At 66.7% G+C, this 25,220-nt stretch carries 22 protein-coding genes; 7 read left to right on the forward strand and 15 right to left on the reverse strand.

All coding sequences use genetic code 11. The features are described from left to right. Positions 1-43 precede the first annotated feature (43 nt). The gene (locus BWR19_01265) at positions 44-2,191 is read left to right on the forward strand and encodes a polyribonucleotide nucleotidyltransferase (GenBank protein ID APX91686.1); all 2,148 of its coding nucleotides are present in this window, start codon (positions 44-46) and stop codon (positions 2,189-2,191) included. Positions 2,192-2,316: 125 nt separating this feature from the next. Here BWR19_01265 and BWR19_01270 read toward each other — a convergent pair whose 3' ends face one another. From BWR19_01270 to BWR19_01310, 9 genes are all read right to left on the reverse strand, one after another. Continuing rightward, positions 2,317-3,495, reverse strand: coding sequence for an acetyl-CoA acetyltransferase (locus BWR19_01270; GenBank protein ID APX91687.1), 1,179 nt, complete (start codon positions 3,493-3,495; stop codon positions 2,317-2,319). Between the two features lie 137 nt (positions 3,496-3,632). Then, positions 3,633-4,481 carry a pantoate--beta-alanine ligase gene (locus BWR19_01275; protein APX91688.1) on the reverse strand — a complete coding sequence of 283 codons (849 nt, stop codon included), beginning with the start codon at positions 4,479-4,481 and terminating at the stop codon, positions 3,633-3,635. Beyond that, a complete protein-coding gene (locus BWR19_01280; protein APX91689.1) occupies positions 4,481-5,272 on the reverse strand; it encodes a 3-methyl-2-oxobutanoate hydroxymethyltransferase in 792 nt (263 codons plus the stop codon). Before BWR19_01280 ends, BWR19_01275 begins: the two co-directional genes overlap by 1 nt. A gap of 147 nt (positions 5,273-5,419) precedes the next feature. Next, positions 5,420-5,917: a 2-amino-4-hydroxy-6-hydroxymethyldihydropteridine diphosphokinase gene (locus BWR19_01285; GenBank protein APX91690.1), complete on the reverse strand. Its 498-nt coding sequence runs from the start codon at positions 5,915-5,917 to the stop codon at positions 5,420-5,422. Next, positions 5,910-7,316: a poly(A) polymerase gene (locus tag BWR19_01290; protein APX91691.1), complete on the reverse strand. Its 1,407-nt coding sequence runs from the start codon at positions 7,314-7,316 to the stop codon at positions 5,910-5,912. The genes BWR19_01285 and BWR19_01290 overlap by 8 nt, the downstream gene beginning before the upstream one ends. Positions 7,317-8,193: 877 nt before the next feature. Then, positions 8,194-9,585 carry a response regulator gene (locus tag BWR19_01295; protein ID APX91692.1) on the reverse strand — a complete coding sequence of 464 codons (1,392 nt, stop codon included), beginning with the start codon at positions 9,583-9,585 and terminating at the stop codon, positions 8,194-8,196. After that, the gene (locus tag BWR19_01300) at positions 9,563-12,520 is read right to left on the reverse strand and encodes an ATPase (GenBank protein ID APX91693.1); all 2,958 of its coding nucleotides are present in this window, start codon (positions 12,518-12,520) and stop codon (positions 9,563-9,565) included. Before BWR19_01300 ends, BWR19_01295 begins: the two co-directional genes overlap by 23 nt. 202 nt (positions 12,521-12,722) lie before the next feature. Beyond that, positions 12,723-13,610 carry a tRNA glutamyl-Q(34) synthetase GluQRS gene (locus tag BWR19_01305; GenBank protein APX91694.1) on the reverse strand — a complete coding sequence of 296 codons (888 nt, stop codon included), beginning with the start codon at positions 13,608-13,610 and terminating at the stop codon, positions 12,723-12,725. 81 nt (positions 13,611-13,691) lie between these two features. After that, positions 13,692-14,129: an RNA polymerase-binding protein DksA gene (locus BWR19_01310; GenBank protein APX91695.1), complete on the reverse strand. Its 438-nt coding sequence runs from the start codon at positions 14,127-14,129 to the stop codon at positions 13,692-13,694. Positions 14,130-14,374: 245 nt separating this feature from the next. On the opposite strand from BWR19_01310, the gene BWR19_01315 reads away from it, so the two are divergent. Together BWR19_01315 and BWR19_01320 are read left to right on the forward strand one after the other, a co-directional pair. Then, positions 14,375-15,541, forward strand: a complete 1,167-nt coding sequence (locus BWR19_01315) for an aminotransferase (GenBank protein APX91696.1) — start codon at positions 14,375-14,377, stop codon at positions 15,539-15,541. Beyond that, the gene (locus BWR19_01320; GenBank protein ID APX91697.1) at positions 15,541-16,290 is read left to right on the forward strand and encodes a sugar fermentation stimulation protein SfsA; all 750 of its coding nucleotides are present in this window, start codon (positions 15,541-15,543) and stop codon (positions 16,288-16,290) included. Before BWR19_01315 ends, BWR19_01320 begins: the two co-directional genes overlap by 1 nt. Here the strand turns inward: BWR19_01320 and BWR19_01325 are convergent. From BWR19_01325 to BWR19_01345, 5 genes are read right to left on the reverse strand one after another with little or no spacing between them, the layout of a single operon-like run. Further along, positions 16,287-16,736, reverse strand: coding sequence for a hypothetical protein (locus BWR19_01325; protein ID APX91698.1), 450 nt, complete (start codon positions 16,734-16,736; stop codon positions 16,287-16,289). The genes BWR19_01320 and BWR19_01325 overlap by 4 nt on opposite strands. A 16-nt stretch (positions 16,737-16,752) precedes the next feature. Next, positions 16,753-17,352, reverse strand: coding sequence for a methionine biosynthesis protein MetW (locus BWR19_01330; protein ID APX91699.1), 600 nt, complete (start codon positions 17,350-17,352; stop codon positions 16,753-16,755). After that, entirely contained in the window at positions 17,352-18,506 is a 1,155-nt protein-coding gene (locus tag BWR19_01335) for a homoserine O-acetyltransferase (GenBank protein APX91700.1), read from the reverse strand. Before BWR19_01335 ends, BWR19_01330 begins: the two co-directional genes overlap by 1 nt. Before the next feature lie 23 nt (positions 18,507-18,529). Further along, positions 18,530-19,120 carry a YggT family protein gene (locus BWR19_01340; GenBank protein ID APX91701.1) on the reverse strand — a complete coding sequence of 197 codons (591 nt, stop codon included), beginning with the start codon at positions 19,118-19,120 and terminating at the stop codon, positions 18,530-18,532. 48 nt (positions 19,121-19,168) lie between these two features. After that, positions 19,169-19,876 carry a YggS family pyridoxal phosphate enzyme gene (locus BWR19_01345; GenBank protein APX91702.1) on the reverse strand — a complete coding sequence of 236 codons (708 nt, stop codon included), beginning with the start codon at positions 19,874-19,876 and terminating at the stop codon, positions 19,169-19,171. A 35-nt stretch (positions 19,877-19,911) separates the two neighbouring features. On the opposite strand from BWR19_01345, the gene BWR19_01350 reads away from it, so the two are divergent. Beyond that, a complete protein-coding gene (locus tag BWR19_01350; GenBank protein APX91703.1) occupies positions 19,912-20,946 on the forward strand; it encodes a twitching motility protein PilT in 1,035 nt (344 codons plus the stop codon). Positions 20,947-20,982: 36 nt separating this feature from the next. Next, positions 20,983-22,119 carry a type IV pili twitching motility protein PilT gene (locus tag BWR19_01355; GenBank protein APX91704.1) on the forward strand — a complete coding sequence of 379 codons (1,137 nt, stop codon included), beginning with the start codon at positions 20,983-20,985 and terminating at the stop codon, positions 22,117-22,119. Here BWR19_01355 and BWR19_01360 read toward each other — a convergent pair. Then, positions 22,116-23,246, reverse strand: coding sequence for an anhydro-N-acetylmuramic acid kinase (locus BWR19_01360; GenBank protein ID APX91705.1), 1,131 nt, complete (start codon positions 23,244-23,246; stop codon positions 22,116-22,118). The two genes, BWR19_01355 and BWR19_01360, sit on opposite strands and share 4 nt — an antisense overlap. 130 nt (positions 23,247-23,376) lie before the next feature. Here BWR19_01360 and BWR19_01365 point away from each other — a divergent pair, with 130 nt between their 5' ends. Further along, positions 23,377-24,576: a tyrosine--tRNA ligase gene (locus BWR19_01365; GenBank protein APX91706.1), complete on the forward strand. Its 1,200-nt coding sequence runs from the start codon at positions 23,377-23,379 to the stop codon at positions 24,574-24,576. 90 nt (positions 24,577-24,666) lie between these two features. Beyond that, entirely contained in the window at positions 24,667-25,203 is a 537-nt protein-coding gene (locus BWR19_01370; GenBank protein ID APX91707.1) for a transposase, read from the forward strand. Positions 25,204-25,220: the final 17 nt, after the last annotated feature.

Consider the following 25,220-nt stretch of genomic DNA (forward strand, 5'->3'; position numbering starts at 1 on the left):
AAAATGGTCGCCGAGTCAAAACGACCCAAACGACACAGACAAGTTGAAGGATGCTACCGTGAATCCGGTAAAGAAAACATTCCAGTACGGGCGCAGCACCGTCACTCTCGAGACGGGGCGCGTCGCTCGCCAGGCCACCGGCGCCGTGCAGGTGACCATGGACGATACCGTGGTGCTGTGCACCGTGGTAGCGAAGAAAGACGCCAACCCCGCACAGCCTTTTTTCCCGCTGGGCGTGTTCTATCAGGAAAAGACCTACGCCGTAGGCAAGATTCCCGGTGGCTTCTTCAAGCGCGAAGGCCGCCCCACCGAGAAGGAAACCCTCACCTCGCGGCTGATCGACCGGCCGATCCGCCCGCTGTTCCCCAAGGGGTTCATGAACGAGGTGCAGGTGGTATGTACCGTACTCTCCACCGATCGTAACCACGATCCGGACATTGCCGCGATGCTCGGCACCTCGGCGGCGCTGTGCATTTCCGGTGTGCCGTTCAACGGCCCGATTGCCGCCGCCCGCGTCGGCTTCAACGACGACCAGGGCTACTTCCTCAACCCCACCGTGGAAGAGCTGGGCAGCTCCGAGCTGGACATGGTCGTTGCAGGCACCGACAAGGCCGTGCTGATGGTCGAGTCCGAAGCCAAGGAGCTGCTCGAGGACGAGATGCTGGGCGCGGTGCTGTTCGCCCACCAGGAAATGCAGGTGGCGATCGGCGCCATCAACGAGCTGGTCGCAGAAGCGGGCAAGCCCAAGTGGGACTGGCAGCCGCCGGCCGAGAACACCGCCCTCAAGGAGGCCGTCAAGGCCGGCTTCGAGGCCAAGATCGGCGACGCCTACCGCATCACCGACAAGATGGCTCGCCAGGACGCCCTGGCCGCGGCCAAGGCCGAGGCCGTGGAGCAGCTGGCCGGCGAGGAAGAGGGCAAGTTCGAGGCCGATGAGGTCAAGGGCGCTTTTGCCAGCCTCGAGAAGAAGGTCGTGCGCGCCCGTGTCACCAGCGGCGAGCCGCGCATCGACGGCCGCGATCACAAGACCGTGCGGCCGCTGAGCATCGAGGTCGGCAACCTGCCCAAGACCCACGGCTCGGCGCTGTTCACCCGCGGCGAGACCCAGGCGATCGTCATCGCCACCCTGGGCACCCTGCGCGACGCCCAGCTGATCGAGTCGCTGGAAGGTGAGCGCAAGGATCGTTTCCTGCTGCACTACAACTTCCCTCCCTACTGCGTCGGTGAGACCGGCTTCATGGGCGGCCCCAAGCGTCGCGAGATCGGCCACGGTCGCCTGGCGCGCCGCGGCGTGCAGGCCATGCTGCCCAACGAGGACGACTTCCCCTACACCATCCGCGTGGTCTCCGAGATTACCGAATCCAACGGCTCGAGCTCGATGGCCTCGGTGTGCGGCACCTCGCTGGCGCTGATGGATGCCGGCGTGCCGCTCAAGGCACCGGTGGCGGGTATCGCCATGGGGCTGGTCAAGGACGAGGACAAATTCGCCGTCCTCACCGATATCCTGGGTGACGAGGACCACCTCGGCGACATGGACTTCAAGGTCGCGGGCTCCGCCGCCGGGGTCACGGCGCTGCAGATGGACATCAAGATCGAGGGCATCAACGAGGAGATCATGGAGCAGGCGCTGCAGCAGGCCCATGAGGCGCGCCTCAATATCCTCGAGCAGATGAACGCGGTGATCGACCAGAGCCGCAGTGAAGTCTCCGAGAACGCTCCGTCGATGGCCACCATCAAGATCGACCCGGACAAGATCCGCGACGTGATCGGCAAGGGCGGCGCTACCATCCGCAAGATCTGCGATGACACCGGCGCCTCCATCGACCTCGACGACGACGGCACCGTGCGCATCTACGCCGAGGACAAGAAGGCTGCCAAGGCGGCGATCGATATCGTGCTGGGGATCACCGCCGAGGCCGAGATCGGCAAGCTGTACATGGGCAAGGTGGTGCGCATCGCCGACTTCGGTGCCTTCATCAACATCATGCCGGGTACCGACGGCCTGGTGCATATCTCGCAGATCGTCCCCGAGCGGGTCAACGACGTGCGCGACTTCCTCAACGAGGGCGACGAGGTGATCGTCAAGGTGCTCGACATCGACAACCGCAACCGCGTCAAGCTGTCGATCAAGGAGATCACCGAGGAAGAGAAGGCAGCCTTCCAGGCCGAGGCGGCCGCTATCGAAGTCTGAGGCGCAAGCGCCAAGGATCGAGATGAAACCAAAACCGCCCCCGCAGCTCAGCTGCGGGGGCGGTTTTTTATTTCTGGCTTAGAGGAAGCGCTGATTCATGTCGCGAGCAATGAAACAGTGTTTCCTCAGCGCTCGATGGCGAGCGCCACCCCCTGCCCACCACCGATGCACAGCGTGGCCAGGCCCTTCTTGGCATCGCGGGCGATCATCTCGTGGACCAGGGTCACCAGGATACGACAGCCGGAGGCGCCGATCGGATGGCCGATGGCGATCGCGCCGCCGTTGACGTTGATCTTGGCGGCGTCCCAGCCGAGCTCCTTGTTGACCGACAGCGCCTGGGCGGCAAAGGCCTCGTTGGCCTCGATCAGGTCGAGGTCATCCAGCGACCAGCCGGCCTTCTCCAGGCAGCGGCGGGTGGCCGGTGCCGGGCCGATGCCCATAATGCTGGGGTCGACGCCGGCATTGCTGTAGGCCTTGATGCGCGCCAGCGGTTCGAGGCCGAGCTGCTTGGCCTTGTCGGCAGAGCACAGCATCACCATGGCGGCACCGTCGTTGATCGACGAGGCGTTGCCGGCAGTAACGCTGCCATCCTTCTTGAACGCCGGGCGCATGCCGCCGAGCTTCTCGGCGGTGGTGCCGCCACGCGGGCCTTCGTCTGTATCGAAGACGATCGGGTCGCCCTTGCGCTGGGGGATCTCCACCGGCACGATCTGACCCTTGAACTTGCCAGCATCGATGGCGGCGGCGGCCTTCTGCTGGGAAGCCGCGGCGAACTCGTCCATCTGCTCGCGAGTAATGCCGTACTTTTCGGCCAGGTTCTCGGCGGTGATGCCCATGTGATAGTCGTTGAAGGCGTCCCACAGGCCGTCGTGAACCATCGAGTCGATGGCCTTCCAGTCGCCCATGCGCTGGCCGTTGCGTGAGTTGGGCAGCAGGTGCGGCGAGGCCGACATGTTCTCCTGGCCGCCGGCGATGATCAGCTCGGCGTCGCCGCAGCGGATCGCCTGGGTGGCGAGATGCAGGGTCTTGAGGCCCGAGCCGCAGACCTTGTTGATGGTCATGGCAGGAACCGCCTCGGGAAGTCCGGCCTTGATAGCGGCCTGGCGCGCCGGGTTCTGGCCCGTGCCGGCGGTCAATACCTGACCCAGTAGGACTTCATCGACCTGGTCGCCGGCGACACCGGTCTGGGCGAGCAGGTCCTTGATCACCAGGGCACCGAGGTCGCTGGCGGGAATGCCGGCCAGGGCACCACCGAAGGTGCCAACGGCGGTACGGCGTGCGGCAACGATCACCACGTCTTGCATGTGAGACTCCTTGGCATTGTGAGCAATTACCCTCTCAGCATAGGGGAGTCTTGTGCGCTGCGACAATCACCAAAAAGGGCATGCCGTTAATTCGGCATGCCCTTATGCGGTGCAAGGTGCCTCTCCGCCCGCTGCCGCTAGGCGGGGAGCGTCAGGCCAAGGTTATCGATCAGTCGTGCCGGGCCGAGCTGTGCCGCGGCGAGAATCACCGCCTCGCGGCTATCGGGCCCCAGCGGGCTCAGGTCAGGGGCGCGCACTTCGAGGTAGTCCGGGGTGAAGCCGCGCTCGGCTAGGCGCAGCAGGGCGCTATTGATGGCCGCTGCACGGGGCTCGCCGGTCAGCAGCGCATCGCGCAGTTCGCACAGGGTGCGGTAGAGGCCCGGCGCCTGGGCGCGCTGCTCGGCGCTGAGATAGCCGTTGCGCGAGGAGAGCGCCAGGCCGTCGTCGGCGCGCACGATGGGGACTCCCACGATCTCGATCGGCAGGTGCAGGTCACTGACCAGGCGACGAATCACCGCCAGCTGCTGGTAGTCCTTCTCGCCGAAGCAGGCCACATCGGGTTGCACCAGGTTGAAGAGGATGCTGACCACGGTGGCCACGCCGTCGAAGTGTCCCGGGCGCGAGCCGCCGCACAGCCCTTCGCTGACCTGGGGCACGCGGATACGGGTGTGGGTCTCGAGGCCGCGGGGGTAGAGACTGGCGCTATCCGGGGTGAACAGCAGGTCGCAGCCGGCACGCGCCAGCCCGGCCTGGTCATCGGCCAGGGTGCGGGGATAGGCGTCGAGGTCCTCGCCGGGGCCGAACTGCATGGGATTGACGAAGATCGTCGCTACCACCAGGTCGACGCGCTGGCGGGCCGCCTCGACCAGCGCCAGGTGACCGGCGTGTAGGTTGCCCATGGTGGGGACGAGGGCAATACGGCGACCCTGGCGGCGCGCGGGCTCCAGCGCCGCGCGCAGGGCGCTGATGTCTGACAGGGTATTCATTAGAAGCTGTGCTCGTCGGCCGGAAAGCGGCGGGCCTTGACGTCCTCGTGGTAGCGGCGGAAGGCACCCTGGATGTCGTCGGCCTCGGCCATGAAGTTCTTGACGAAGCGCGGCGTGCGGCCGTGGGTAACGCCGAGCACGTCGTGCATCACCAGGATCTGACCGTCGACGTCGACCCCGGCGCCGATGCCGATCACCGGCACCTCGACCGCTTCGCGCACCGCGCGGCCCAGGCTCGCCGGCACGCACTCGAGCAGGATCACCGAGGCGCCGGCCGCGACCAGGGTGCGCGCATCGTCGACGATCTGCTCGGCGCGCTCGCTGTCACGGCCCTGGACCTTGTAGCCGCCGAGCTGGTAGACGGTCTGCGGGGTCAGGCCAAGATGGGCGCAGACCGGCACGCCGCGGCGGGTCAGCTCGCGAATGTCGTCGGCCATCCACGCCTCGCCCTCGAGCTTGACCATCTCGGCGCCGGCACGCATCAGCGCCCCGGCGTCCTGCAGCAGCCGCTCGCGGCCGGTGTTGCTCATGAACGGCAGGTCGACCATCAGCAGGCTGGCACCCTTGCCGCGGGCTGCGCAGCGGGTGTGGTAGCAGATGTCGTCGAGGGTGACCGGCAGGGTGCTGGCATGCCCCTGGAGCACCATGCCCAGCGAGTCACCCACCAGCAGTACCTCGACGCCGGCCTCGGAGGCGGCGCGGGCGAAGGAGGCATCGTAGGCGGTCAGGCAGCTGAACGTTTCGCCGGCACGCTTGTAGGCCTGCAGCGTGCTCAAGGTGATCGTTTTCATGGTATCCGATCTCATCATTATCGTGCCGACGGCGCTGACAACGACCGTCGTGCTGGCGTGGTTCGGCTCGGGTGTTACGCCGCCTGTTACCGCCGAGCCGGGCGTTCGCGCAAACAGGGGTGAAACAGTAACGTTGGTGCGGCAACTCTACCTTTGGGGTAACAGTGCACGCAAGCCATCACCGGCGTGCCGTGCCGCCAGGTCGGCAATGCGGCGGCCGTCCGGAAGGCATAGCGTGGGCGCGATATTGGCCAAGGGTAGCAGCACGAAGCCGCGGCTGGCCATGTGCGGGTGAGGCAGCGTGAGCCGCGGCGAGGCCAGGCAGGTGTCGTCATGCAGCAGCAGGTCGAGATCGAGGGTGCGTGGCCCCCAGTGGCGCAGGCGTTTCCTGCGCTGGCGCTGTTCCAGCGCCTGGAGCTGATCGAGCAGTGCCAGCGGTGAAAGGCGTGTCTCGAGGGCGGCCACGGCGTTGATGAAGTCGGGCTGGTCCTGAGGGCCCACCGGGCGGCTGGCATAACAAGGGGAGGCTGCCACGCGCCGGGTCAGCGGCAGGCGGCCCAGGGCCGCAAGCGCTTGCTGGATCTGGGCGAGAGGATCTTCGAGATTGCTGCCCAGGCCGATATAGGCAAGGTGTACGTCAGCCATCTTGCCCAGAGGGCGACGAGGCGCGCCGCCGCCGTTTGCGTGGCCGGCGTTTGCGCGGTCCGGGCGTGCCGGCAGGGTCGGCGTCGACCTTGCCCAGCAGGCGCCGCTGCTCGTGCTCATCGGCTTCCTGGAAGGCCGTCCACCAGGCACCAAGGCCGGGCTCGATCTCGCCGGCCTCCTCGCGCAGCAGCAGGAAATCGTAGGCCGCGCGGAAGCGTGGGTGTTCGCGGGTCTGGAAGGCGCGCTTGCCGCGGCGCTTGGGCAGCCGCTGTTGCAGGTCCCAGATATCGCGCATCGGCAGGCTGAAGCGCTTGGGGATCGAGATATGCTGCAGCTGGCGCGACACCGCCTGCTGTGATGCCGCCTGCAGCGCGGGGATCGGCGGCATGCCGTCGTCGGCTAGGTGTGCCATGCGCCGGGTGACGCCGGGCCACAGCAGCGCGGCGAACAGGAACGCCGGCGTGACCGGCCGGCCTTCCTGAATGCGTGCATCGGTGTTGGCCAGGGCCCGCTCGATCAGCGCCTCGGCCCAGGGCAGCTCGGCAATGCTCTCGTCGGCTTCCGGGAACAGCATCGCGAAAAGCCCGTATTCGCGCAGCAGCCGGAAGGTGGCCAGGGCATAGCCGGCCAGCATCAGCTTGAGCACCTCGTCGAACAGTCGCGCCGGCGGAATCTGCAGCAGCAGGGGGGCCAGTTCGCGGATCGGTGCCTCGGTGGCCTCGGCAATGGCGAAGTCGAGCTTGCCGGCGAAGCGGATGGCGCGCAGCATGCGCACCGGGTCTTCGCGGTAGCGGGTCTCGGGGTCGCCGATCAAGCGCAGGGTGCGCGATTCGATATCGCGCAGGCCGTTGGCCCAGTCGTGTATCGAGAAATCGGCGATGTTGTAGTACAGCGCATTGACCGTGAAGTCGCGGCGCAGCGCATCTTCTTCGACGTTGCCCCAGACGTTGTCGCGCAGCAGCAGGCCATCCTCGGACTGCTGCGACTGCTGGGTGCCATGGTCGTCTCCCGGGCGACCGCGGAAGGTGGTGACCTCGATCACCTCACGACCGAACCGCACGTGGACGATGCGAAAGCGCCGGCCGATGATGCGTGAATTACGAAACAGATCGCGCAGCTGCTCGGGGGTCGCGTCGGTGGCGACGTCGAAGTCCTTGGGGATCTGGCCGAGCAGCGAGTCGCGGATGCAGCCGCCCACCAGATAGGCTTCGTAGCCGGCGTTGTGCAGGCGGTACAGCACCTTGAGCGCCGGTTCGCTGAACTGGCGCCGGGAGACCGGGTGCTGGTCGCGCGGAATGATCTGGAGCCCATGGCTGACAGCGGGGCCGTCCTGGCTTCCGAAGAGACTCTTCAAACGTTCACCGGGGCGTTGGAGAAAGCGGGTAAATCCTTTGAACATGCAGCGATATCGACTCGCTATGGGCGAAAACTCCAGTGTAGCCGACCGCCGACACCTTGGAAACCATCGCGTGTGGTCGAAGGGTGGCGTAGATGGCGCGGTTGTCCCTTATGCGCACGCAGAAGGGGGAGACCCTAAGGCCTCCCCCGAAGCATGCGTTCAGCGGTCCGTGCTGATAATTTTTCTTCGTGATGGCGCATCGCCTTGAATACGCACCACAGTCAGCCAAGGGATCAGCAGGCAAGCAACGCTCTTGTTGTTGTCGATCTTCCTGGTGGCGACCGTCTCGTATTCAAAACAATAATCCAACCACGACGGTAGCAAGCTACCTTCCTCCGGTCTGTTGTTATTGTTGCCGGAGGTGCACCTCTGAGCCGCCTGTTCTTGTTATTGCGGCTGCGCGGTGCGTCGCGTCCTGGTTCGTCTTCCGGACCCTCGACCCTGTTGTGCTTGTTGTGGTCGAGTCGCGGCAGCGGTGTGTTGTTGTTGTTGTTGTTGGGCTCCTGGAGCCTACCGAATGCTCGCGTGTCTCAGCCCGACGCAGGCTTGTTATTATTGAGCGTCGGGTCGCGCTGTCATCCACCTTGTTGTTGTTACGTGGCGAGGGACAGCGTCCGGATGTTGTTTTTCTTGCCCTAAGATACTGCAGTGACCGTGCCACTAAAGATTTATCTTTTTATTTTCAGGTGGTTGCTCTCGTTGGCATAAGTTCCTGACGATGCCTGCGGCCGCTGTGTTACCGCCCCTGGGCCATGCTGGGGCAACTCCTGTGTGGGATGGTAACAACTGGTGCATGCGAGGCCGGTGGCGGGCACGAAAACGCCTTCGTCGTGGAGGACGAAGGCGCTTAGACCATGGTCGGGTTGTGTCGGCCGGGCTAGCCGGTGGCCCGGCTGCGGCTGCTCTTCTTGCGCGGGATGCCTAGCCGTTGGCGCCGCTCCCAGAGGCATTTGCGGCTGATGCCTAGCTTCTGGGCGAGCTCGGTCTCGCTCATCTGATCCTGATGCTCGAGCACGAAGTGCTGGAAATAGTCCTCCAGTGACAGGTCGTCTTCGCTGATGCTGTCGGGGGTGGCGGCAGCAGTTTGCGTCGGTGGGCTGACCGGCCGGCTGGGCCGCGCCGTGGAGGCTGGGTGCAGGCCCAGGTCGTCAGGGTGGATCAAATGCCCTTCGGCGAGGATCACGCCGCGTTCGAGGGCGTTCTCCAGTTCACGGACATTGCCGGGCCATGGGTAGTCGCGGATCTCGCGGCGTGCTGATCGCGACAGCTTGAGGCCGCGCCGCTCGTGGCGCTGGCAGGCGCTGTCGAGCAGCACATCGGCGAGGGTCAGGATGTCCTCATCGCGTTCACGCAGCGGCGGCAGGTCGATCTGCATCACGTTGAGGCGGTAGTAGAGGTCGAGGCGGAATTCGCCGGTCTTGGATAGGCTGCGCAAGTCGCGGTGGGTGGCGGCGATCAGGCGCACGTCGACGTGGCGCGTCTCCACCGAGCCGATCTTGCGGATCTCGCCCTCCTGCAGTACCCGCAGCAGGCGCGCCTGGGCGTCGAGCGGCAGTTCACCGATCTCGTCGAGGAACAGGGTGCCGCCGTCGGCAGCCTCGACCAGGCCGGTACGCGCCGCGCTGGCGCCGGTGAAGGCACCTTTCTCGTGGCCGAACAGCTCCGACTCGATCAGGGTCTCGGGAATCGCTGCACAGTTGACGCAGATCAGCGGCGCGCGGGCGCGCCGGCTCTGCTGGTGGATGGCGCGTGCGACCAGCTCCTTGCCGGTGCCCGATTCGCCCTGGATCAGCACCGTGACGTCGGCGGGGGCGGTCTTGCGGATACGGGTATATACCGCCTGCATGGCGGCACAGCTGCCGATCATGGTCTGCGCCGTACTGGCCTGGCTGGCGGTATCGCCCGGTGGGAGCGTATGGCTGGCGCTGTTTTCCAGGGCCTTGGCCACGGTGCCGAGCAGCTCATCGTGGTCGAAGGGCTTGGCGATATAGTCCAGGGCGCCCTGCTTGAGGGCATCGACGGCCGAGCGCATGCTGGCGTAGCTGGTCATGATCAGCACCGGTACCGGCGCGGCGGCGTCGATCAGCGCGGTGCCCGGCTCGCCGGGCAGGCGCAGGTCGCTGATCACCAGGTCGAAGCGCTGCGGGTCGAGGGCCAGGGCGTCGTCCACCGAACCGGCCTCGCTGACCTGGTAGTCGTGACGCTCGAGCAGGCGCTTCAGGGCGCTGCGAATGATGCTCTCGTCTTCAACAATCAGAATCCGGCTCATTGCCGTCCTCTCTGGTCATGGGCAGCCACAGGCGAATGCGGGTGCCGACGTTGCGCCCGGGGGGCGGCGAGTCGATATGAATCTGGCCGTGGTGCTCGGCGATGATGCTGTAGACCAGCGGCAGGCCCAGGCCGGTGCCCTCGCCGGGCGCCTTGGTGGTGGTGAAGGGCTCGAACAGGTGGTCGCGGATCTCGTCGGCAATGCCCGGGCCCTGGTCGCTGACCGTCAGGCTGACGCCGTCGCCGTCGCGGTAGGCATCGAGGGTCACTTCGCCTCCCGCGGGGCTGGCATCGCGGGCATTGCTGAGCAGGTTGACCAGCACCTGTACCAGCCGCTGGGCGTCGCCCTCGACCGTAAGCGCCGGCGGACACAGGTTACGATACCCCACATCCTCGCCCGAGCGTGCCAGGTGGATCAAGTGGAGCGCTTCGTCAGCGATCTCGGCAACGACCACCGGTTGGAACACGGTGCCGTGGACGTGACGACCGCCGTGGGCGAAGCCGACCAGCGAGGAGACGATGCGCGAGACACGGTCGGTGAGCTGCTGGATCTGCTCGGCGGTCTCCAGCACCTCGGGGTCGTCGGTGTCGTAGCGCAGGTTCTGGGCCAGCGACGAGATGCCGGTGATGGGATTGCCGATCTCGTGGGCGACGCCGGCCGACAGCTGGCCGATCGAGGCCAGCCGGGCAGCGTGGACCAGCTCGTCTTCGAGCCACTTCATCTCGCTATGATCCTCGACCAGGATCACGCTGCCGCCGCGCTCGGCGTCGCCGGGCTGCAGCACCGCCTTGTGCAGGGTCAGGAAGCGGGTGCCGACGGCCAGGTTCACCTGCTGCTTGTAGAGATGACTGTGCTGCTGCTCGAGGATGCGTCCCAGCAGCTCGCTCCACGGGGCCGGCAGGCTGTCGCGCCGTGCGCCGATGACGCTGGCACCGCTAATGCCGGAGAGTTCGGCCAGGGCGTCGTTCCACATCAGCAGCTCACCGTCGTCGCCGAAGGCGCACAGCCCGATAGGCAGTTGGGTCAGGGTGCGGCGGTGGTAGCGGCGCAGGCCGTCGAGCTCGCGGGCCAGGCCGGTAAGCCGCGAACGATAAGCCTCCAGGCGGCTCTCGACGAAGTGGATATCGTCGGTCTCGGCCTGGCCGTTGCGCTGGTAGGGCAGGAAGCGATCGACGATGTCCTGTGCCACCGAGGGGCCCATCAGCCCTGAGAGGTTGGCCTGGATGCGGTCGCGCAGCCGTCGCAGCGCATAGGGGCGGCTATCGTCGGCGCTCATGCGCAGCGCGCCGAGGGCGCGGGTGACTTCGCGTTCGGCGACCTCCTCGCCCAGCGCCTGGGCCAGCTGGCGCTGAAACTCGGCGCCGTTGGCGGCACTCAGCGGCAGGCGCTTGGGGCGGATCACGGCATCCACCGAGCAGGCCTCGGCGGCGGCGCGCTCGCCTGCGGAGGTGCGCGTGAGCAGCGAGACCAGAATGAAGGTCAGGATGTTGGCAGCCAGTGCCAGCAGCGTCACCACGTACCAGGGCGGCTCGCCCTCCAGCGCCTCGAGTCCTGGGGGGATGATCACCAGCCCCGGCTGGGCGGTGAGCAGTGGCAGCCATAGCCCGGCCAGCCAGATCGATACCCCCACCAGCAGTCCCGAGACCATGCCCTTGCGATTGGCTCCCGGCCAGTAGAGCACCGCCAGCATGCCGGGCAGACACTGTGCCATGCCGACGAAGGCGGTAATGCCCAGCGCGGTAAGGTCGTGGTTCACGCCGACCGTGCGATACAGCAGCCAGCCGCCGAAGATCACCGCGGCGATCAACGCACGGCGCAGCCAGCGCAGCCAGCGGTAGAGGTCGGGCTGGTAGGTCGGCGGGTGGGCGACCAGCACGATATGGTTGAGGATCATTCCCGACAGCGCCAGCGCGATGATGATCATGGTGCCGCTGGCCGCGGCCAGTCCGGCGATGAACGCCAGCGCGTCGACCCACCAGGCGTCGGCCAGGCCGAACGCCAGATAGGCGCTGCCGAGCAGCTCGGCGTCGGCGCCGACACGCTGGGCGCCCCACAGGATCAGCGGCACCGGCAGCGCCATCAGCAGCAGGTAGAGCGGCAGGCTCCAGCCGGCCTGCAGCAGGGCGCGCCGCGACAGCGTCTCGGCGAAGGTCATGTGGAACATGTGCGGCATCAGGAAGGCCGCGGCGAAGAACAGCAGCAGCAGGGTGCGCCAGTGGGCCGGGTCGAGGGGCGGAATGGCAGCCTGCTGGGCGAGGCCCGGGCCGTCGAGCCAGGCCTGCAGGTCGGCGGGACCGTCGAAGATACCGAACAGCGCCACGCCGCCGAGAGCCAGCATCGCGGCGAGCTTGACCAGCGACTCCACGGCGATGGTCGCCAGCAGGGTGTCGTGACGCGCATGGAGCCGGGTATGTCGAGCGCCGAAGAGGATCGCGAACAGCGCGATCAGCGCACAGAAGCCCAGCGCCAGCAGCCCCGGGGTGGCGCTGCCGGTCATCAGATGGATGGCGCTGCCCAGGGTCTGGACCTGCAGGGCCAGCAGCGGCAGTACCGCCAGCAGGCTGACCAGGGTGATCAGGCTGCCGACCCAGCGCGAGCGGAAGCGGAAAGCGAACAGGTCGGCCAGCGACGACAGCTGGTGGGTGCGGGTCATGCGCTGGATCGGCAGCAGCAGCACCGGCGCGAGCAGGAAGGCACCGGCCACGCCGAGGTAGTAGGCGAGGTAGCCGTAGCCCGCCTCGCTGGCCAGTTCGAGGCTGCCGTACACCGCCCAGGCGCTGGCGTAGACCCCCAGCGCCAGGGTGTAGACCGCCGGGTGGCGGGCAATGCGTGACGGCACCCAGCCGCGCTCGACGGCCAGTGCACAGAGGAACAGCAGCGCCAGATAGCCGCTGCCGAGCAGCAGCACGGCGGGGACGCTGAGACTAGCGTTCATCGAGCTTTCTCTTCTGTTCCAGCCATACCGTCAGGGCGATCAGCCCGGCCCAGATCAGGAACGGGCGATACCAGGCGGTGCCGGGGCTGGCCCAGCCGCTCATCAGCAGCGGCGATAGCAGATAGCCGCCAAACACCAGGAACAGCATGATGCGATAGACGTACATGGGCGTCCTCGAGAGGTACCGGTGTTGACGATGGTATCAGCTCGTGTCGCGGCGGTGGCGCTGGGGGCTGAGGCGGCGTGAATCCCAGCGCGGTATCGCGCTGGCCAACTGCTCGGACACCGGGGCGTCGGCCGCGGCCGGATCCGGCGCCTGGTCGAGGGCCAGCAGTGCCCGATGCAACAGGCGGCGCAGCGCGGCACCGTCAGCGTGGGGCAGCGCCGGCGCCAGGTTCTGCTTGGAGAGCTTCTGGCCGTTGGCGGCGACGATCAGCGGCAGGTGCAGGTAGCGCGGCTCGGGGTAGCCAAGGGCGTGCTGCAGCTGGCGCTGCCAGGGCGTGTTGTCGAGCAGGTCGAGGCCGCGTACCACGTCGCTGATGCCCTGGGCGGCGTCATCGACCACCACCGCCAGCTGGTAGGCCCACAGCCGGTCCTTGCGCTTGAGCACCACGTCGCCGAGCTCGGCGGGGTCGAAGCGCTGGGCGCCGAACAGCCGGTCCTGCCACGCCACCGGGCGCAGCCCGCGGTCGCTTCGCAGCCGCCAGGCCTGGGGCTTGTCGGGCTCGCGCACGCCGGTGCGGCACCAGCCGGGGTAGATGGCATAGTCGCGCCACTGCTTGCGTGAGCAGCTGCACGGGTAGGCGAGACCCGCGGCGATCAGCCGCTCCAGGGCGGCCTGGTAGGCGGCGTGGCGCTGGCTCTGGTAGTGCACGGGGCCGTCCCAGTGCAGGCCGAAGGCCTCCAACTGGCGCAGGATGGTGTCGGCGGCATCGGGCGGGCAGCGCGGCGGGTCGATATCCTCGACGCGCAGCAGCCACTCGCCGCCGACGTGGCGGGCATCCAGATAGCTGCCCAGCGCCGCCACCAGCGAGCCGAAGTGCAGTGGGCCCGAGGGCGTCGGCGCAAAGCGGCCGCGCGCAACGCTCATGACCCGCGTGCCGTCCAGATCGACAAACGGGCACCTGGAGGGTGCCCGTCGCCGTGATGGGTGTGCGCCGGGCGCATGACGTTAGCCGCCCAGCTGCTTTTCCTTGAGCTCGGCCAGCGTCTTGCAGTCGACGCATAGGGTGGCGGTGGGGCGCGCCTCGAGGCGGCGGATGCCGATCTCGACGCCGCAGGCTTCGCAGAAGCCGTAGTCGTCCTCATCGATCTTGTCGATGGTCTCGTTGATCTTCTTGAGCAGCTTGCGCTCGCGGTCGCGGGTGCGCAGTTCGAGACTGAAGCCCTCTTCCTGAGTGGCGCGGTCCGCCGGGTCGGCGTAGTTGTTGGCCTCTTCCTGCAGGTGACGCACGGTGCGGTCGACCTCTTCCATGAGCTCCTGTTTCCAGCCCAGCAGGATCTGTCGGAAGTGCTCGAGCTGCTTCTCGTTCATGTACTCTTCACCCGCCGCCGGCTCGTAGGGGGTGAATTTCTTGGGCGCTTCCGTTTTCTTGGCTGCTACTGGCATGGGGCTGCCTCGTTACTTGTGTGACTACTGAACAATACCCTGACCCAAGCTGAGAGACACTTGTGCCGAAGGTTTGCTTGTTTAGCGAAAAAACGCCGCCTTTGCAACCACTGCCTGTGACCTGATGGCCCTCCTTGATACTTTCCATGACGCTGCGCAAGGCGGGTGAGTCCGCTTACACTAAGGGTTCGACCACACAAGTGGCGCCAAGGTGCCGAAACAAGGCGTGACACAGGAGGATGGCAATGCGGTGGAGTGGCCGGCTGGCGAGCGTTCAGCCTTTTCGCGTGATGGGCCTGCTCGAGGCGGCCCAGGCCCTGGAGGCGAGAGGGGCCGACGTGATTCACCTGGAGGTCGGTGAGCCCGATTTTGCTACCCCGGCGCCGGTGGTGGCTGCCGGCCAGCAGGCGCTCGCCGACGGACGCACCCGCTATACGCCGGCGGCCGGGCTGCCGGCGCTGCGTGAGGCGATCAGCGGCCACTATCGCGAGCACTTCGACGTGGAGGTCGACCCGGCGCGGATCATCGTGACGCCCGGTGCATCCGGGGCGCTGCTGCTGGCCAGCCAACTGCTGGTGGAGCACGGCGACCGGGTGCTGATGGCCGACCCCAACTATCCCTGCAATCGCCACTTCATGAGCATGGCCGGCGCCGAACTGGACTGCGTGTCGGTGGGCGACGACAGCGGCTGGCAGCTCGACGCGGCGCTGGTCGCGCGCCACTGGCGCGACGATACACGGCTGGCGATGCTGGCCTCGCCCTCCAACCCCACCGGGCACATGCTGGATGCCGCCCAGCTCACGGCGGTGGCCCAGGCGGTGGCGGCGTGCGGCGGCGAGCTGCTGGTCGACGAGATCTACCAGGGGCTCAGCTACGACCTGGCGCCGCTGTCGGCCACCGCGCTGGCGCCCGAGGCGTTCGTGGTCAACAGCTTCTCCAAGTACTTCGGCATGACCGGCTGGCGGCTGGGCTGGCTGGTGGCGCCCGAGGCGGCAGTGGAGCCGCTCACGCGGCTGGCGCAGAATGTCTTCCTGGCCGCCCCGACGCCGTCCCAGTATGCCGCGCTGGCGGCCTTCACCCCCGAGTGCCGGGAGATTCTCGAGGCCCAGCGCCGCGAGCTCGGCCGGCGTCGCGATGCGCTGCTGGTGGGGCTGGCGCGGCTCGGTCTGGCGCCGTCGCTGGCGCCCCAGGGCGCCTTCTATGTGTGGCTCGATATCGCCCGCTACAGCCACGACAGCCAGGCCTTCTGCCGGCGGCTGCTGGCCGAGGAGGGAGTGGCGATCACCCCGGGCATCGATTTCGCCGTGCGCGGCGGCGAGCACCATGTGCGCATTGCCTTCACCACTGACGTGGCCAGGCTCGAGGAGGCGCTGCAGCGCCTCGAGCGCTTCCTGGCCCGCCAGGGGGCCTGATGGAGTATCCGGCGCTGGTGCCCGGCACCCTGCTGCGGCGCTACAAGCGTTTTCTCGCCGATATCGAGCTCGACGATGGCCGGGTGGTGGTCGCCCACTGCCCCAACACCGGCTCGATGCGTGCGGTCAACGTCCCCGGCTGCCGGGTGTGGCTGTCGCCCAGCGATAACCCCAAGCGCAAGCTGGCCTGGACCTGGGAGCTGATCGAGCTGCCCCAGCCAGATGGCAGCCTGGCCACGGCCTCGGTGCAGACCGGGCGCGCCAACGCCATCGTCGAGGAGGCGCTGCGCGATGGCGTCATCGCACCGCTGGCCGGTTTCGAGACGCTCAGGCGCGAGGCGACAGTGGCGGAGAGCCGCCTCGATTTCCGTCTCGCCGCGACTGACGGTGGCGCGACCTATGTCGAGGTCAAGCAGGTCACCCTCAAGGAGCGCGACGGCCACGGCTATTTTCCCGATGCGGTGAGCGAGCGCGGCCGCAAGCACCTCGAGACGCTGGCGCGACTCGCCGCCGAAGGGCAGCGGGCGGTGCTGCTGTTCTGCGTGGCCCACGAGGGCATCGACGCGGTGGCCCCGGCGGCACACCTCGACCCGGCCTATGCGGCGACGCTGCGCGAGGTCGCCGAGCGTGGCGTCGAGGTGCTGGCCTACCGCTGTGCGGTCGAGCGCGAGGCGGGCGTGCCGCGGGCGATCCGCCTGGCACAGCGCCTGCCGGTGACGCTGGCGCGCACGCTCGAGGCGCCGGCTTAGCGTTCGATATAGAAGCGCTGAATGAAACTGACCCGCTCTGGCTCGCGGTTACGGTCGTAGGTCACGTCGAGATCGAAGCGCAGCGCTTCGTCGTCGTGGATGCGGAAGGTGGCGATCTGCGCGCGGGTATCGTCGGGACCGCGGACGTTGCGAAACGCCAGCGCCGATTGGCTGCCCGAGAGCGGGCCGACGCTGCCACTGACCGCGACATTGACCGGGCGGGTGCTGCCGTCGTCCTGCTCCTCGACCACGCTGACGTTGAGCAGTGCATGGGCGGGACTGCGCTGGATGGCGTAGGCCTCGGCTACCTCGTCGCTGAGAAAGCTGGTGTTCACGGCGCTGTAGTGGACCTGGTAGTCACCGACTTGTTCGAACTGCTGGGCGCCGGCCAGCGGGCTCAGCAGCCATAAGGCCAGGCCCAGACCGGCGAGAGTCGCGGTGCGCATGTTCATCCTCCTTGCGTTACGGGGTGCGGCGACTGACCCGGAAGATCGCCGTCTCGCCGAACAGGTTGGGCCACAGGCGGGTGGTCCAGCTGCCCTCGCCGCCGCCGTTGCCCACGGCGCGGTCGGTGATGATCAGACCCTTGTCGCGGCACAGGCGTTCAAAGTCGTTGAAGGTCGATAGGTGAATATTGGGGGTGTCGTACCAGGCGTGGGGCAGCGTCTTGGAGACCGGCATGTAGCCCTTGAAGCCGAGGTAGCAGCGATGGCGCCAGAAGGCGAAGTTGGGGAAGGTGATGATGCACTCGCCGGCGACGCGCAGCATTTCGTCGAGCATCAGGTCGGGACGGCGCAGCGCCTGCAGCGCCTGGGTCATGATCACCAGGTCGCAGGCATCGTCGTCGAAGTTGGCCAGGCCGTCGTCGAGGTTCTGCTCGATGACGTTGACGCCCTTCTCGATACAGGCGGTGATGCCCGCCGGGTCGATCTCCAGGCCGTAGCCGGTGACGTTCTTGTCGCGGGCCAGGGCGTCGAGCAGCATACCGTCGCCGCAGCCGAGGTCGAGAATGCGAGCGCCCTCGGGCACCCAGCGGTGAATCAGCGCAAGGTCGGCGCGCATCAGTGGCCCTCCAGGTCGAGATCACGGGCCACGCGAGCCATGAAGCCGGCAAACACTGCCCGGTAGCGCGGCTCGGGCAGCAGGAAGGCGTCGTGGCCGTGGGGCGAGTCGATATTGGCATAGCTGACGCGCTTGCCGGCGCGAATCAGGGCGTTGACCAGCTCCCGCGAGCGCGACGGCGTGAAGCGCCAGTCGGTGGAGAAGCTGACCACCAGGAACGGGCAACTGGCCGGTGCCAGGGCGCGGGCCAAGTCGCCGCCGTGGCTGGCCGCAGGGTCGAAGTAGTCGAGCACCTTGGTCATCAGCAGGTAGGTGTTGGCGTCGAACGAGGTCGAGAAGGTATCGCCCTGGTAGCGCAGGTAGGACTCGACCTGGAACTCCACGTCGAAGCCGAAGTTGAGGTCGTCGCTGCGCAGGTCGCGGCCGAACTTGCTGCCCATGGCGTCTTCCGACAGGTAGGTGATATGCCCCACCATGCGCGCCAGCTTGAGACCGCGCTTGGGCACGGTGTCATGCTCGGCGTACCAGCCCTCGAAGAACTCGGGGTCGGAGCGGATCGCCTGGCGCGCGACCTCGTTGAAGGCGATGTTCTGCGCCGACAGCTTGGGCGTGGCAGCAATCACCACGGCGTTGGCAATGCGCTCGGGATAGGCCAGCGTCCACTGCAGCACCTGCATGCCGCCGAGGCTGCCGCCGACTACCGCAGCGAAGCGCTCGATGCCCAGCCGGTCGGCCAACCGCGCCTGGCTGTTCACCCAGTCCTCGACGGTGATCATGGGAAAGTCAGGCCCCCACAGGCGCCCGCTCTCGGGATTGACGCTGGTCGGGCCGGTACTGCCGTGACAGCCGCCGAAGTTGTTGAGCGAGACGACGAAGAAGCGTTCGGTGTCGATCGACTTGCCGGGGCCGATGTGTGCATCCCACCAGCCGGGCTTGCGTTCGTCGCTGCTGTGGTAGCCGGCGGCATGGTGGTGGCCGGACAGCGCATGGCAGATCAGCACGGCGTTGCTGCGTGCCGCGTTGAGGGTGCCGTAGGTCTCGTAGACCAGCTCGTAGCCGGGCAGGGTGCGCCCGCAGGCCAGTTCGAGCGGATCGTCGAAGCGCGCGGTCTGCGGCGTCACCAGGCCGACGGAATCGGGGGCGAACTCGGACATCGGACGTGTCGACTCCTTGGCTGTCACAGGCCGACCAGGGCGCCGGGAATGCCGGCGGCGCGGGTCAGCGCACCGACCACGACGCTGTCGACCAGGCTGATGCCGATGAACACCACGATTGGCGACAGATCGATCATGCCCAGTGGCGGAATCACCTTGCGCACCGGTGCCATGATCGGCTCGACCAGCTGCATGATCAGCAGCGCCCCGGGATGGCTGGCGTTGGGGGCCACCCAACTGAGGATGATCATCGCGATCAGCGCGAAGAAGTAGATCTTGAGAATGGCGTTGGCGAGTGCCGCGACGCTGGCGATGGCGGTGCCGGCGATGGGCGGCATGCCGAAACCGGCGATCTGCAGGATCACCACGATGCTCACCGCCTTGATCAGGAAGGCCGAGGCCAGCGTCGCCAGATCGAAGGGGCCCATCGGGCTGAGGAAGCCCTGGAAGGGGCGCACCGCCGGCTGGGTGATCTTGACCACCGACTGGCTGATGGGGTTGTAGTAGTCGGCGCGGGATGCCTGCAGCAGAAAGCGCAGCATCATCAGGAACAGGTAGATGTTGACCAGGGTGTTGACCAGTAGCAGTCCTGCGCTTCCCAGTTGATTGCCCATGCGGGGCTCCTTGCAGTTGGGTGTTGGTTGTTGGCGGCGGTTGCCGGGTCAGTCTCGTGGCGGGCGCTGGCCGAAGATCGCGGTGCCCAGGCGTACCAGGGTCGCGCCTTCGGCCACGGCCGCCTCCAGGTCGTCGCTCATGCCCATCGACAGAGCGTCCAGCGGCGCCTCGGGATGGCGTGCCTTGAGGTCATCGAGCGCTTCGCGCAGGCGGGCAAAGGGCTCGCGCTGGCGCTGTGGGTCGTCGCAGGGCGCAGGGATCGCCATCAAGCCGCGCAGTCGCAGGCGCGGTAGCGCCATGACGGCCTCTGCCAGCGCCGGCAGCGCGGCGAGGCTGACGCCGGCCTTGGTGGGCTCGTCGCTGACGTTCACCTGCAGGCAGATGTCCAGCGGCGGCAGCGGCTCAGGGCGCTGCTCGCTGAGCCGGCGGGCAATCTTGGCGCGGTCGACGCTGTGCACCCAGCTAAAGTGTTCGGCGACCTGGCGGGTCTTGTTGGATTGCAGTGGGCCAATGAAATGCCACACGATGTCATCGAGATCGGCTAGCGATTGCTGCTTGTCCAGCGCTTCCTGCAGGTAGTTTTCGCCGAAGGCGCGCTGCCCGCGGGCGTAGGCGGCACGAATCAGCGTTGCCGGCTTGGTCTTGCTCACGGCCAGCAGCTCGGCGGCACCAGGCGGACGCCCCGCTGCGTCCAGGGCGCGCGCCAGACGCAGGCGCGCAGCCTCGAGTGTCTCGTCAATCGCAACCTCTGTCATACTGATAACGACCTTACTGGGAGCGGGGAAAGTCCATGGATATTACCGAATTGCTGGCGTTTTCGGCAAAGCAGAACGCCTCTGATCTACACCTGTCGGCGGGGCTGCCGCCGATGATCCGTGTCGATGGCGATATTCGCCGCCTCAACGTGGCGGCCATGGACGACCGCGAGGTGCGCAAGCTGATCTACGACATCATGGGGGATCGCCAGCGCCGCGACTACGAGGAGTTCCTCGAAACCGACTTCTCCTTCGAGGTGCCGGGCGTGGCGCGTTTCCGCGTCAACGCCTTCAATCACGGCCGCGGCGCCGGTGCGGTGTTCCGTACCATCCCCTCCGAGGTGCTGACCATGGAGGACCTGGGGCTGGGCGATGTGTTCCGCCGCCTGGCCCTGCTGCCGCGCGGCCTGGTGCTGGTTACCGGCCCCACCGGCTCGGGCAAGAGTACCACGCTTGCGGCACTCATCGACTTCATCAACGACACCCGCTACGACCATATCCTGACCATCGAGGACCCGGTGGAATTCGTGCACCGCAGCAAGCGCTGCCTGATCAACCAGCGTGAAGTGCATCGTGATACCCACGGCTTTGCCCCGGCGCTGCGCAGTGCTCTGCGTGAGGACCCGGATGTCATCCTGGTCGGCGAGATGCGTGACCTGGAAACTATCCGCCTGGCGCTGACCGCCGCCGAAACCGGTCACCTGGTGTTCGGCACCCTGCACACCACGTCGGCGGCCAAGACCATCGACCGTATCATCGACGTGTTCCCCGGCGACGAGAAGGCGATGGTGCGTTCGATGCTCTCCGAGTCGCTGCAGGGGGTGGTGTCGCAGACGCTGCTCAAGCGCCAGGGCGGGGGGCGTATCGCTGCCCACGAGATATTGGTCGCCACCTCGGCGGTGCGCAACCTGATCCGTGAAGACAAGGTGGCGCAGATCTACTCGGCGATCCAGACCGGCGGCAACCTGGGCATGCAGACCCTCGACGCCTCGCTGGCCAAGCTGATTGGCGAGGGCTCGGTGACCCGCGAAGAGGCCCAGGCCAAGGCCAAGAGCACCTTGAGCACTTGACTCGACCCACAATAACGCCATGCGCAAGGGGGCACCATGACCGCCAATGAGTGGTTGCAGCAGTTGCTGCAGATTATCGTCGACCAGCAGGCGTCCGACCTGCTGATCTCGGTCGGCGCACCGCCGACGCTGAAGGTGGCCGGTAAGCTCACCGCGCTGGGCGAGCAGGGCTTGTCCCAGGCCCAGGTCACCGAGCTGGTCAAGGCCGCCATGCCCGACAACCAGCGCCAGCGCTTTGCCGCCGAGCAGGAGGCCAACTTCGCGTTGAGCCTGCCAGGGCAGGGACGCTTTCGCGTCAGCGCCTTCCAGCAGCGCAACCAGCCGGCCATGGTGCTGCGCCGGATCGCCTTCGATATCCCGCATCTCGATGAGCTGTCGCTGCCGAGTGCCCTGGGCGACCTGGCCGGCATCAAGCGTGGCCTGGTATTCGTGGTCGGCGGCACCGGTACCGGCAAGTCGACCACCCTGGCGTCGATGATTCAGCAGCGCAACGAGAGCCTGGGCGGGCATATCATCACCATCGAGGACCCCATCGAGTACATCCACCCGCACAAGAAGGCGATCATCAATCAGCGCGAGGTGGGCATCGACACCGAATCCTTCGAAGTGGCGCTGAAGAATACGCTGCGCCAGGCACCGGACGTGATCCTGATCGGCGAGGTGCGCACCCGCGAGACCATGGAGCACGCGCTGACCTTCGCCGAGACCGGCCACCTGTGCCTGGCCACGCTGCATGCCAACAATGCCAACCAGGCGCTGGACCGCATCATCAATTTCTTTCCCGCCGAGCGACACGACCAGATCTGGCTCGACCTGTCGCTCAACCTGCAGGCCATCGTCGCCCAGCAATTGCTGCCGACCCTGGACGGCGGGCGGCGCGCGGCGATCGAGATCATGCTGCGCTCGCCGCTGATCAGCGACCTGATTCGCAAGGGCGACGTAGGCGAGATCAAGAACATCATGGCGCGCTCTCGCGACCTGGGCATGCAGACCTTCGATCAGGCGCTCTATGACCTCTACCGTGAGGGCGTGATCAGCCAGGAGGTGGCGCTGGTGCACGCCGACTCGGCCAACGACCTGCGCTTGATGATCAAGTTCGGCGATAGCGGCGGCATCGAGCAGCTCAAAGAGGATGCCGGCCATCTAAAGTTACGCGACGAAGACGACTTCTAGGCGGAATAGAGGCCGCCCAGCACCCGCGGTCCGGCGGCGCCGGTCACCGAGGGCAGGTTGCCGGGGCGCTCGGCGAGGCGCCGCCAGGCCAGCCAGGCGAAGGCCGCGGCCTCGAGCCAGTCGGCCGGCCAGCCCCAGTCGCTGCTGGGTACCAGGGCGGTATCGGGCAGGTGGCGAGCCAGGCGACCGAGCAGGTCACGGTTGTGGGCACCGCCGCCGCAGGGGATGAGCGCTGACGCCGATGGCGCGGCGCTCACTTCCCGCGCCATCTCGACACCCAGCGCCACGCTGGTGGCGGTCAATTCCGCCAGGGTCGCCTGCACGTCAACCGGAGTCTCCTTGCCGGTAAGATGGCCTTCGAGCCAGGCGAGGTGAAACACCTCGCGACCGGTGCTGCGCGGCGGCGGGCGGTGAAAGAACGGCTCGCCCAGCAGGCGCTCGAGCAATGGCTCATCGACCCTTCCCGAGGCCGCCCAGGCGCCGTCGGCATCGAAGCTCCCGCCGCGGTGGCGCTGGTGCCAGGCATCTAGCAGGGCGTTGGCGGGCCCGCTATCGAAGCCGATCACCTGGGCCTCGCTGTCCAGCGGCGGCAGCAGGGTCAAGTTGGCAAAGCCGCCCAGGTTGAGCACCAGTCGCCACTCCGTGGGGTGGCGAAACACCGCCTCGTGGAAGGCCGGGGCCAGCGGGGCGGCCTGCCCACCGGCGGCCAGGTCGCGGCGGCGGAAATCGGCGACCACCGTGCAGCCGGTAAGCTCGGCCAGCAGGCTGGGGTTGTCGAGCTGCAGCGTATAGGCCGGGCCGCCGCTGTGCCCGTAGGGGGCGTGCTCGACGGTCTGGCCGTGGCTGCCGATGGCCTCGATATCACCTGCCCTCAATCCGGCCGCGGTGAGCAGCTTGTGTACGGCAGTGGCCTGGTGGCGGCAGAAGGCATCCTCGAGATAGGCCAGCTCGGCAAAGCTCACCGACTCGGCCTGGCACAGCCTGAGCAGCCGCTGGCGCAGCGCCGGCGGCAACGGTTCGGCGTGGGTCTGCTCGAGGTGCAGCCGGCCGGCGGCGTCGACGTGCAGCAGCGCCGCATCGATGGCGTCGAGGCTGGTGCCCGACATCAATCCCAGAAAACGTGGCATGCGCGGCTCCCTGCGGGCGGGTGGCGGTAGAGGGCGTCACCGATAGTGGATAAGACATGCTACCATTGCGCATCATTTTGTGAGCCAGTCTGGCTTGCCGGATTCACCGCCTTGACGGGAGTAGGAGACGATGACCGATGTCGCGAGCGCCCTGGCGCTGTTGCAACGTGGCACCCATGAGATTCTGCTGGAAGACGAGCTGAAGCAGAAGCTCGCTTCTGGCCGCAAGCTGCGCATCAAGGCGGGGTTCGATCCCACGGCGCCGGACCTGCACCTGGGCCACAGCGTACTGCTGACCAAGATGCGCCAGTTCCAGGATCTCGGGCATGAGGTCATCTTCCTGATCGGCGATTTCACTGGACGCATCGGCGATCCGACCGGCAAGAACGTCACCCGCAAGCCGCTCACCGAGGACGAGGTCAAGGCCAACGCCGATACCTATCGTGAGCAGGTGTTCAAGATCCTCGATCCCGACAAGACCGAGGTGCGCTTCAATGCCGAGTGGTTCGGCGAACTGTCGGCGGCCAAGATGATCGAGCTGGCGGCCCAGAGCACCGTGGCGCGCATGCTCGAACGCGACGACTTCGACAAGCGTTACAAGTCCGGGCAGCCGATCTCGATCCACGAGTTCCTCTACCCGCTGGTGCAGGGCTACGACTCGGTGGCGCTCGAGGCCGATATCGAGCTGGGCGGTACCGATCAGAAGTTCAACCTGCTGATGGGGCGCGAGATCCAGAAGCACTTCGGCATGGAGCCACAGGTGGTGATGACCATGCCGCTGCTCGAAGGTCTCGACGGCGTGCAGAAGATGTCCAAGTCGCTGGGCAACTATGTGGGTGTCGATGAGGCACCGGGTGTCATGTTCAACAAGCTGGTATCGCTGCCCGATAGCCTGATGTGGCGCTACTTCGAGCTGCTCTCGTTGAAGGGCAACGAGGAGATCGAGGCACTCAAGCGCGACGCCGAGCAGGGCGCCAACCCGCGCGACATCAAGATGATCCTGGCCCGGGAACTGATCGCCCGCTACCACGGCGAAGAGGCGGCGGCCAATGCCCACAAGTCGGCCGGCAACCAGCTCGCCGAGGGCGAGCTGCCGGAGGACCTGCCCGAGGTCGAGGTCGATTTCGAAGGTAGTCCCCAGGCGCCGATCGCCGCGGTACTCAATCGCTCGGGGCTCGCCAACAATAGCGCCCAGGCCAAGGACATGCTGGGCAACGGCAGGGTCAAGGTCGACGGCGACGTAGTGGCCAAGGAGCATATGCTCGATACCGGTAAGGCCTACGTCATTCAGGCCGGCAAGAAGCGCTATGCCCGGGTGGTCATCCGCTAGCCAAATCGACTGCCTTGCTGACAGCCAACGCCCGCCCTGTGAACTGCACCCCGAAAGTTGGACATCCAACCCAACCTTCGGGGTGTTTCTATGAGGAATCGATATAGCGAGCAGTTCAAGTGGCAGGTGGTGCAGCAATGTCTGCGCGTGGGGGGCAGCATAAAGGAGGTAGCCCGCCAGCTTGAGCTGGATTATTCCATGGTCCGGCGATGGCTGGAGCATTACCGGCAGCATGGTCCTTCAGGGTTACGCCAGACGCGCCACCACTACGGCTCATCGTTCAAGCGTGAGGTGCTGGAAAGGATGTGGCGCGACGGCTTGTCGATCCGTCAGGCCGAGGCCCTGTTTGATATCCGTGCCGCTGGCGCTATTGGCAGATGGGAACGCCAATATCATAGTGGGGGTCTGACCGCGTTAGCCCCAAAGCGTAAGGGACGCCGCCCCATGCCCCAGAAGCCCCCATCACCGCCCAAGCCTTGCGCCGATGAGGAGCGCTCCCATGAGGAACTGCTCGAGGAACTGGCCTATCTACGGGCAGAGAATGCCTACTTAAAAAAGCTCGATGCCTTGATCCAGGAAAAGCGGGCGACGACGCGGGGCAAAAAGCCCAAGCCGTCCAAGGATTAAGGCATGAGCACTCACTG

The sequence above is a fragment of the Halomonas sp. 1513 genome, assembly GCA_001971685.1.
GTDB lineage: Bacteria > Pseudomonadota > Gammaproteobacteria > Pseudomonadales > Halomonadaceae > Franzmannia.

Bases quoted from the DNA above. Each gene is read 5' to 3' on its own strand.
- BWR19_01345 (APX91702.1), bottom strand. From the start codon at position 19,876: ATGACAGAGGTTGCGATTGACGAGACACTCGAGGCTGCGCGCCTGCGT.
- BWR19_01365 (APX91706.1), top strand. From the start codon at position 23,377: ATGACCGATGTCGCGAGCGCCCTGGCGCTGTTGCAACGTGGCACCCAT.
- BWR19_01300 (APX91693.1), bottom strand. From the start codon at position 12,520: ATGAACGCTAGTCTCAGCGTCCCCGCCGTGCTGCTGCTCGGCAGCGGC.
- BWR19_01370 (APX91707.1), top strand. From the start codon at position 24,667: ATGAGGAATCGATATAGCGAGCAGTTCAAGTGGCAGGTGGTGCAGCAA.
- BWR19_01315 (APX91696.1), top strand. From the start codon at position 14,375: ATGCGGTGGAGTGGCCGGCTGGCGAGCGTTCAGCCTTTTCGCGTGATG.
- BWR19_01325 (APX91698.1), bottom strand. From the start codon at position 16,736: ATGCGCACCGCGACTCTCGCCGGTCTGGGCCTGGCCTTATGGCTGCTG.
- BWR19_01355 (APX91704.1), top strand. From the start codon at position 20,983: ATGACCGCCAATGAGTGGTTGCAGCAGTTGCTGCAGATTATCGTCGAC.
- BWR19_01275 (APX91688.1), bottom strand. From the start codon at position 4,481: ATGAATACCCTGTCAGACATCAGCGCCCTGCGCGCGGCGCTGGAGCCC.
- BWR19_01285 (APX91690.1), bottom strand. From the start codon at position 5,917: ATGGCTGACGTACACCTTGCCTATATCGGCCTGGGCAGCAATCTCGAA.
- BWR19_01335 (APX91700.1), bottom strand. From the start codon at position 18,506: ATGTCCGAGTTCGCCCCCGATTCCGTCGGCCTGGTGACGCCGCAGACC.
- BWR19_01320 (APX91697.1), top strand. From the start codon at position 15,541: ATGGAGTATCCGGCGCTGGTGCCCGGCACCCTGCTGCGGCGCTACAAG.
- BWR19_01310 (APX91695.1), bottom strand. From the start codon at position 14,129: ATGCCAGTAGCAGCCAAGAAAACGGAAGCGCCCAAGAAATTCACCCCC.
- BWR19_01360 (APX91705.1), bottom strand. From the start codon at position 23,246: ATGCCACGTTTTCTGGGATTGATGTCGGGCACCAGCCTCGACGCCATC.
- BWR19_01295 (APX91692.1), bottom strand. From the start codon at position 9,585: ATGAGCCGGATTCTGATTGTTGAAGACGAGAGCATCATTCGCAGCGCC.
- BWR19_01280 (APX91689.1), bottom strand. From the start codon at position 5,272: ATGAAAACGATCACCTTGAGCACGCTGCAGGCCTACAAGCGTGCCGGC.
- BWR19_01350 (APX91703.1), top strand. From the start codon at position 19,912: ATGGATATTACCGAATTGCTGGCGTTTTCGGCAAAGCAGAACGCCTCT.
- BWR19_01305 (APX91694.1), bottom strand. From the start codon at position 13,610: ATGAGCGTTGCGCGCGGCCGCTTTGCGCCGACGCCCTCGGGCCCACTG.
- BWR19_01270 (APX91687.1), bottom strand. From the start codon at position 3,495: ATGCAAGACGTGGTGATCGTTGCCGCACGCCGTACCGCCGTTGGCACC.
- BWR19_01340 (APX91701.1), bottom strand. From the start codon at position 19,120: ATGGGCAATCAACTGGGAAGCGCAGGACTGCTACTGGTCAACACCCTG.
- BWR19_01290 (APX91691.1), bottom strand. From the start codon at position 7,316: ATGTTCAAAGGATTTACCCGCTTTCTCCAACGCCCCGGTGAACGTTTG.
- BWR19_01330 (APX91699.1), bottom strand. From the start codon at position 17,352: ATGCGCGCCGACCTTGCGCTGATTCACCGCTGGGTGCCCGAGGGCGCT.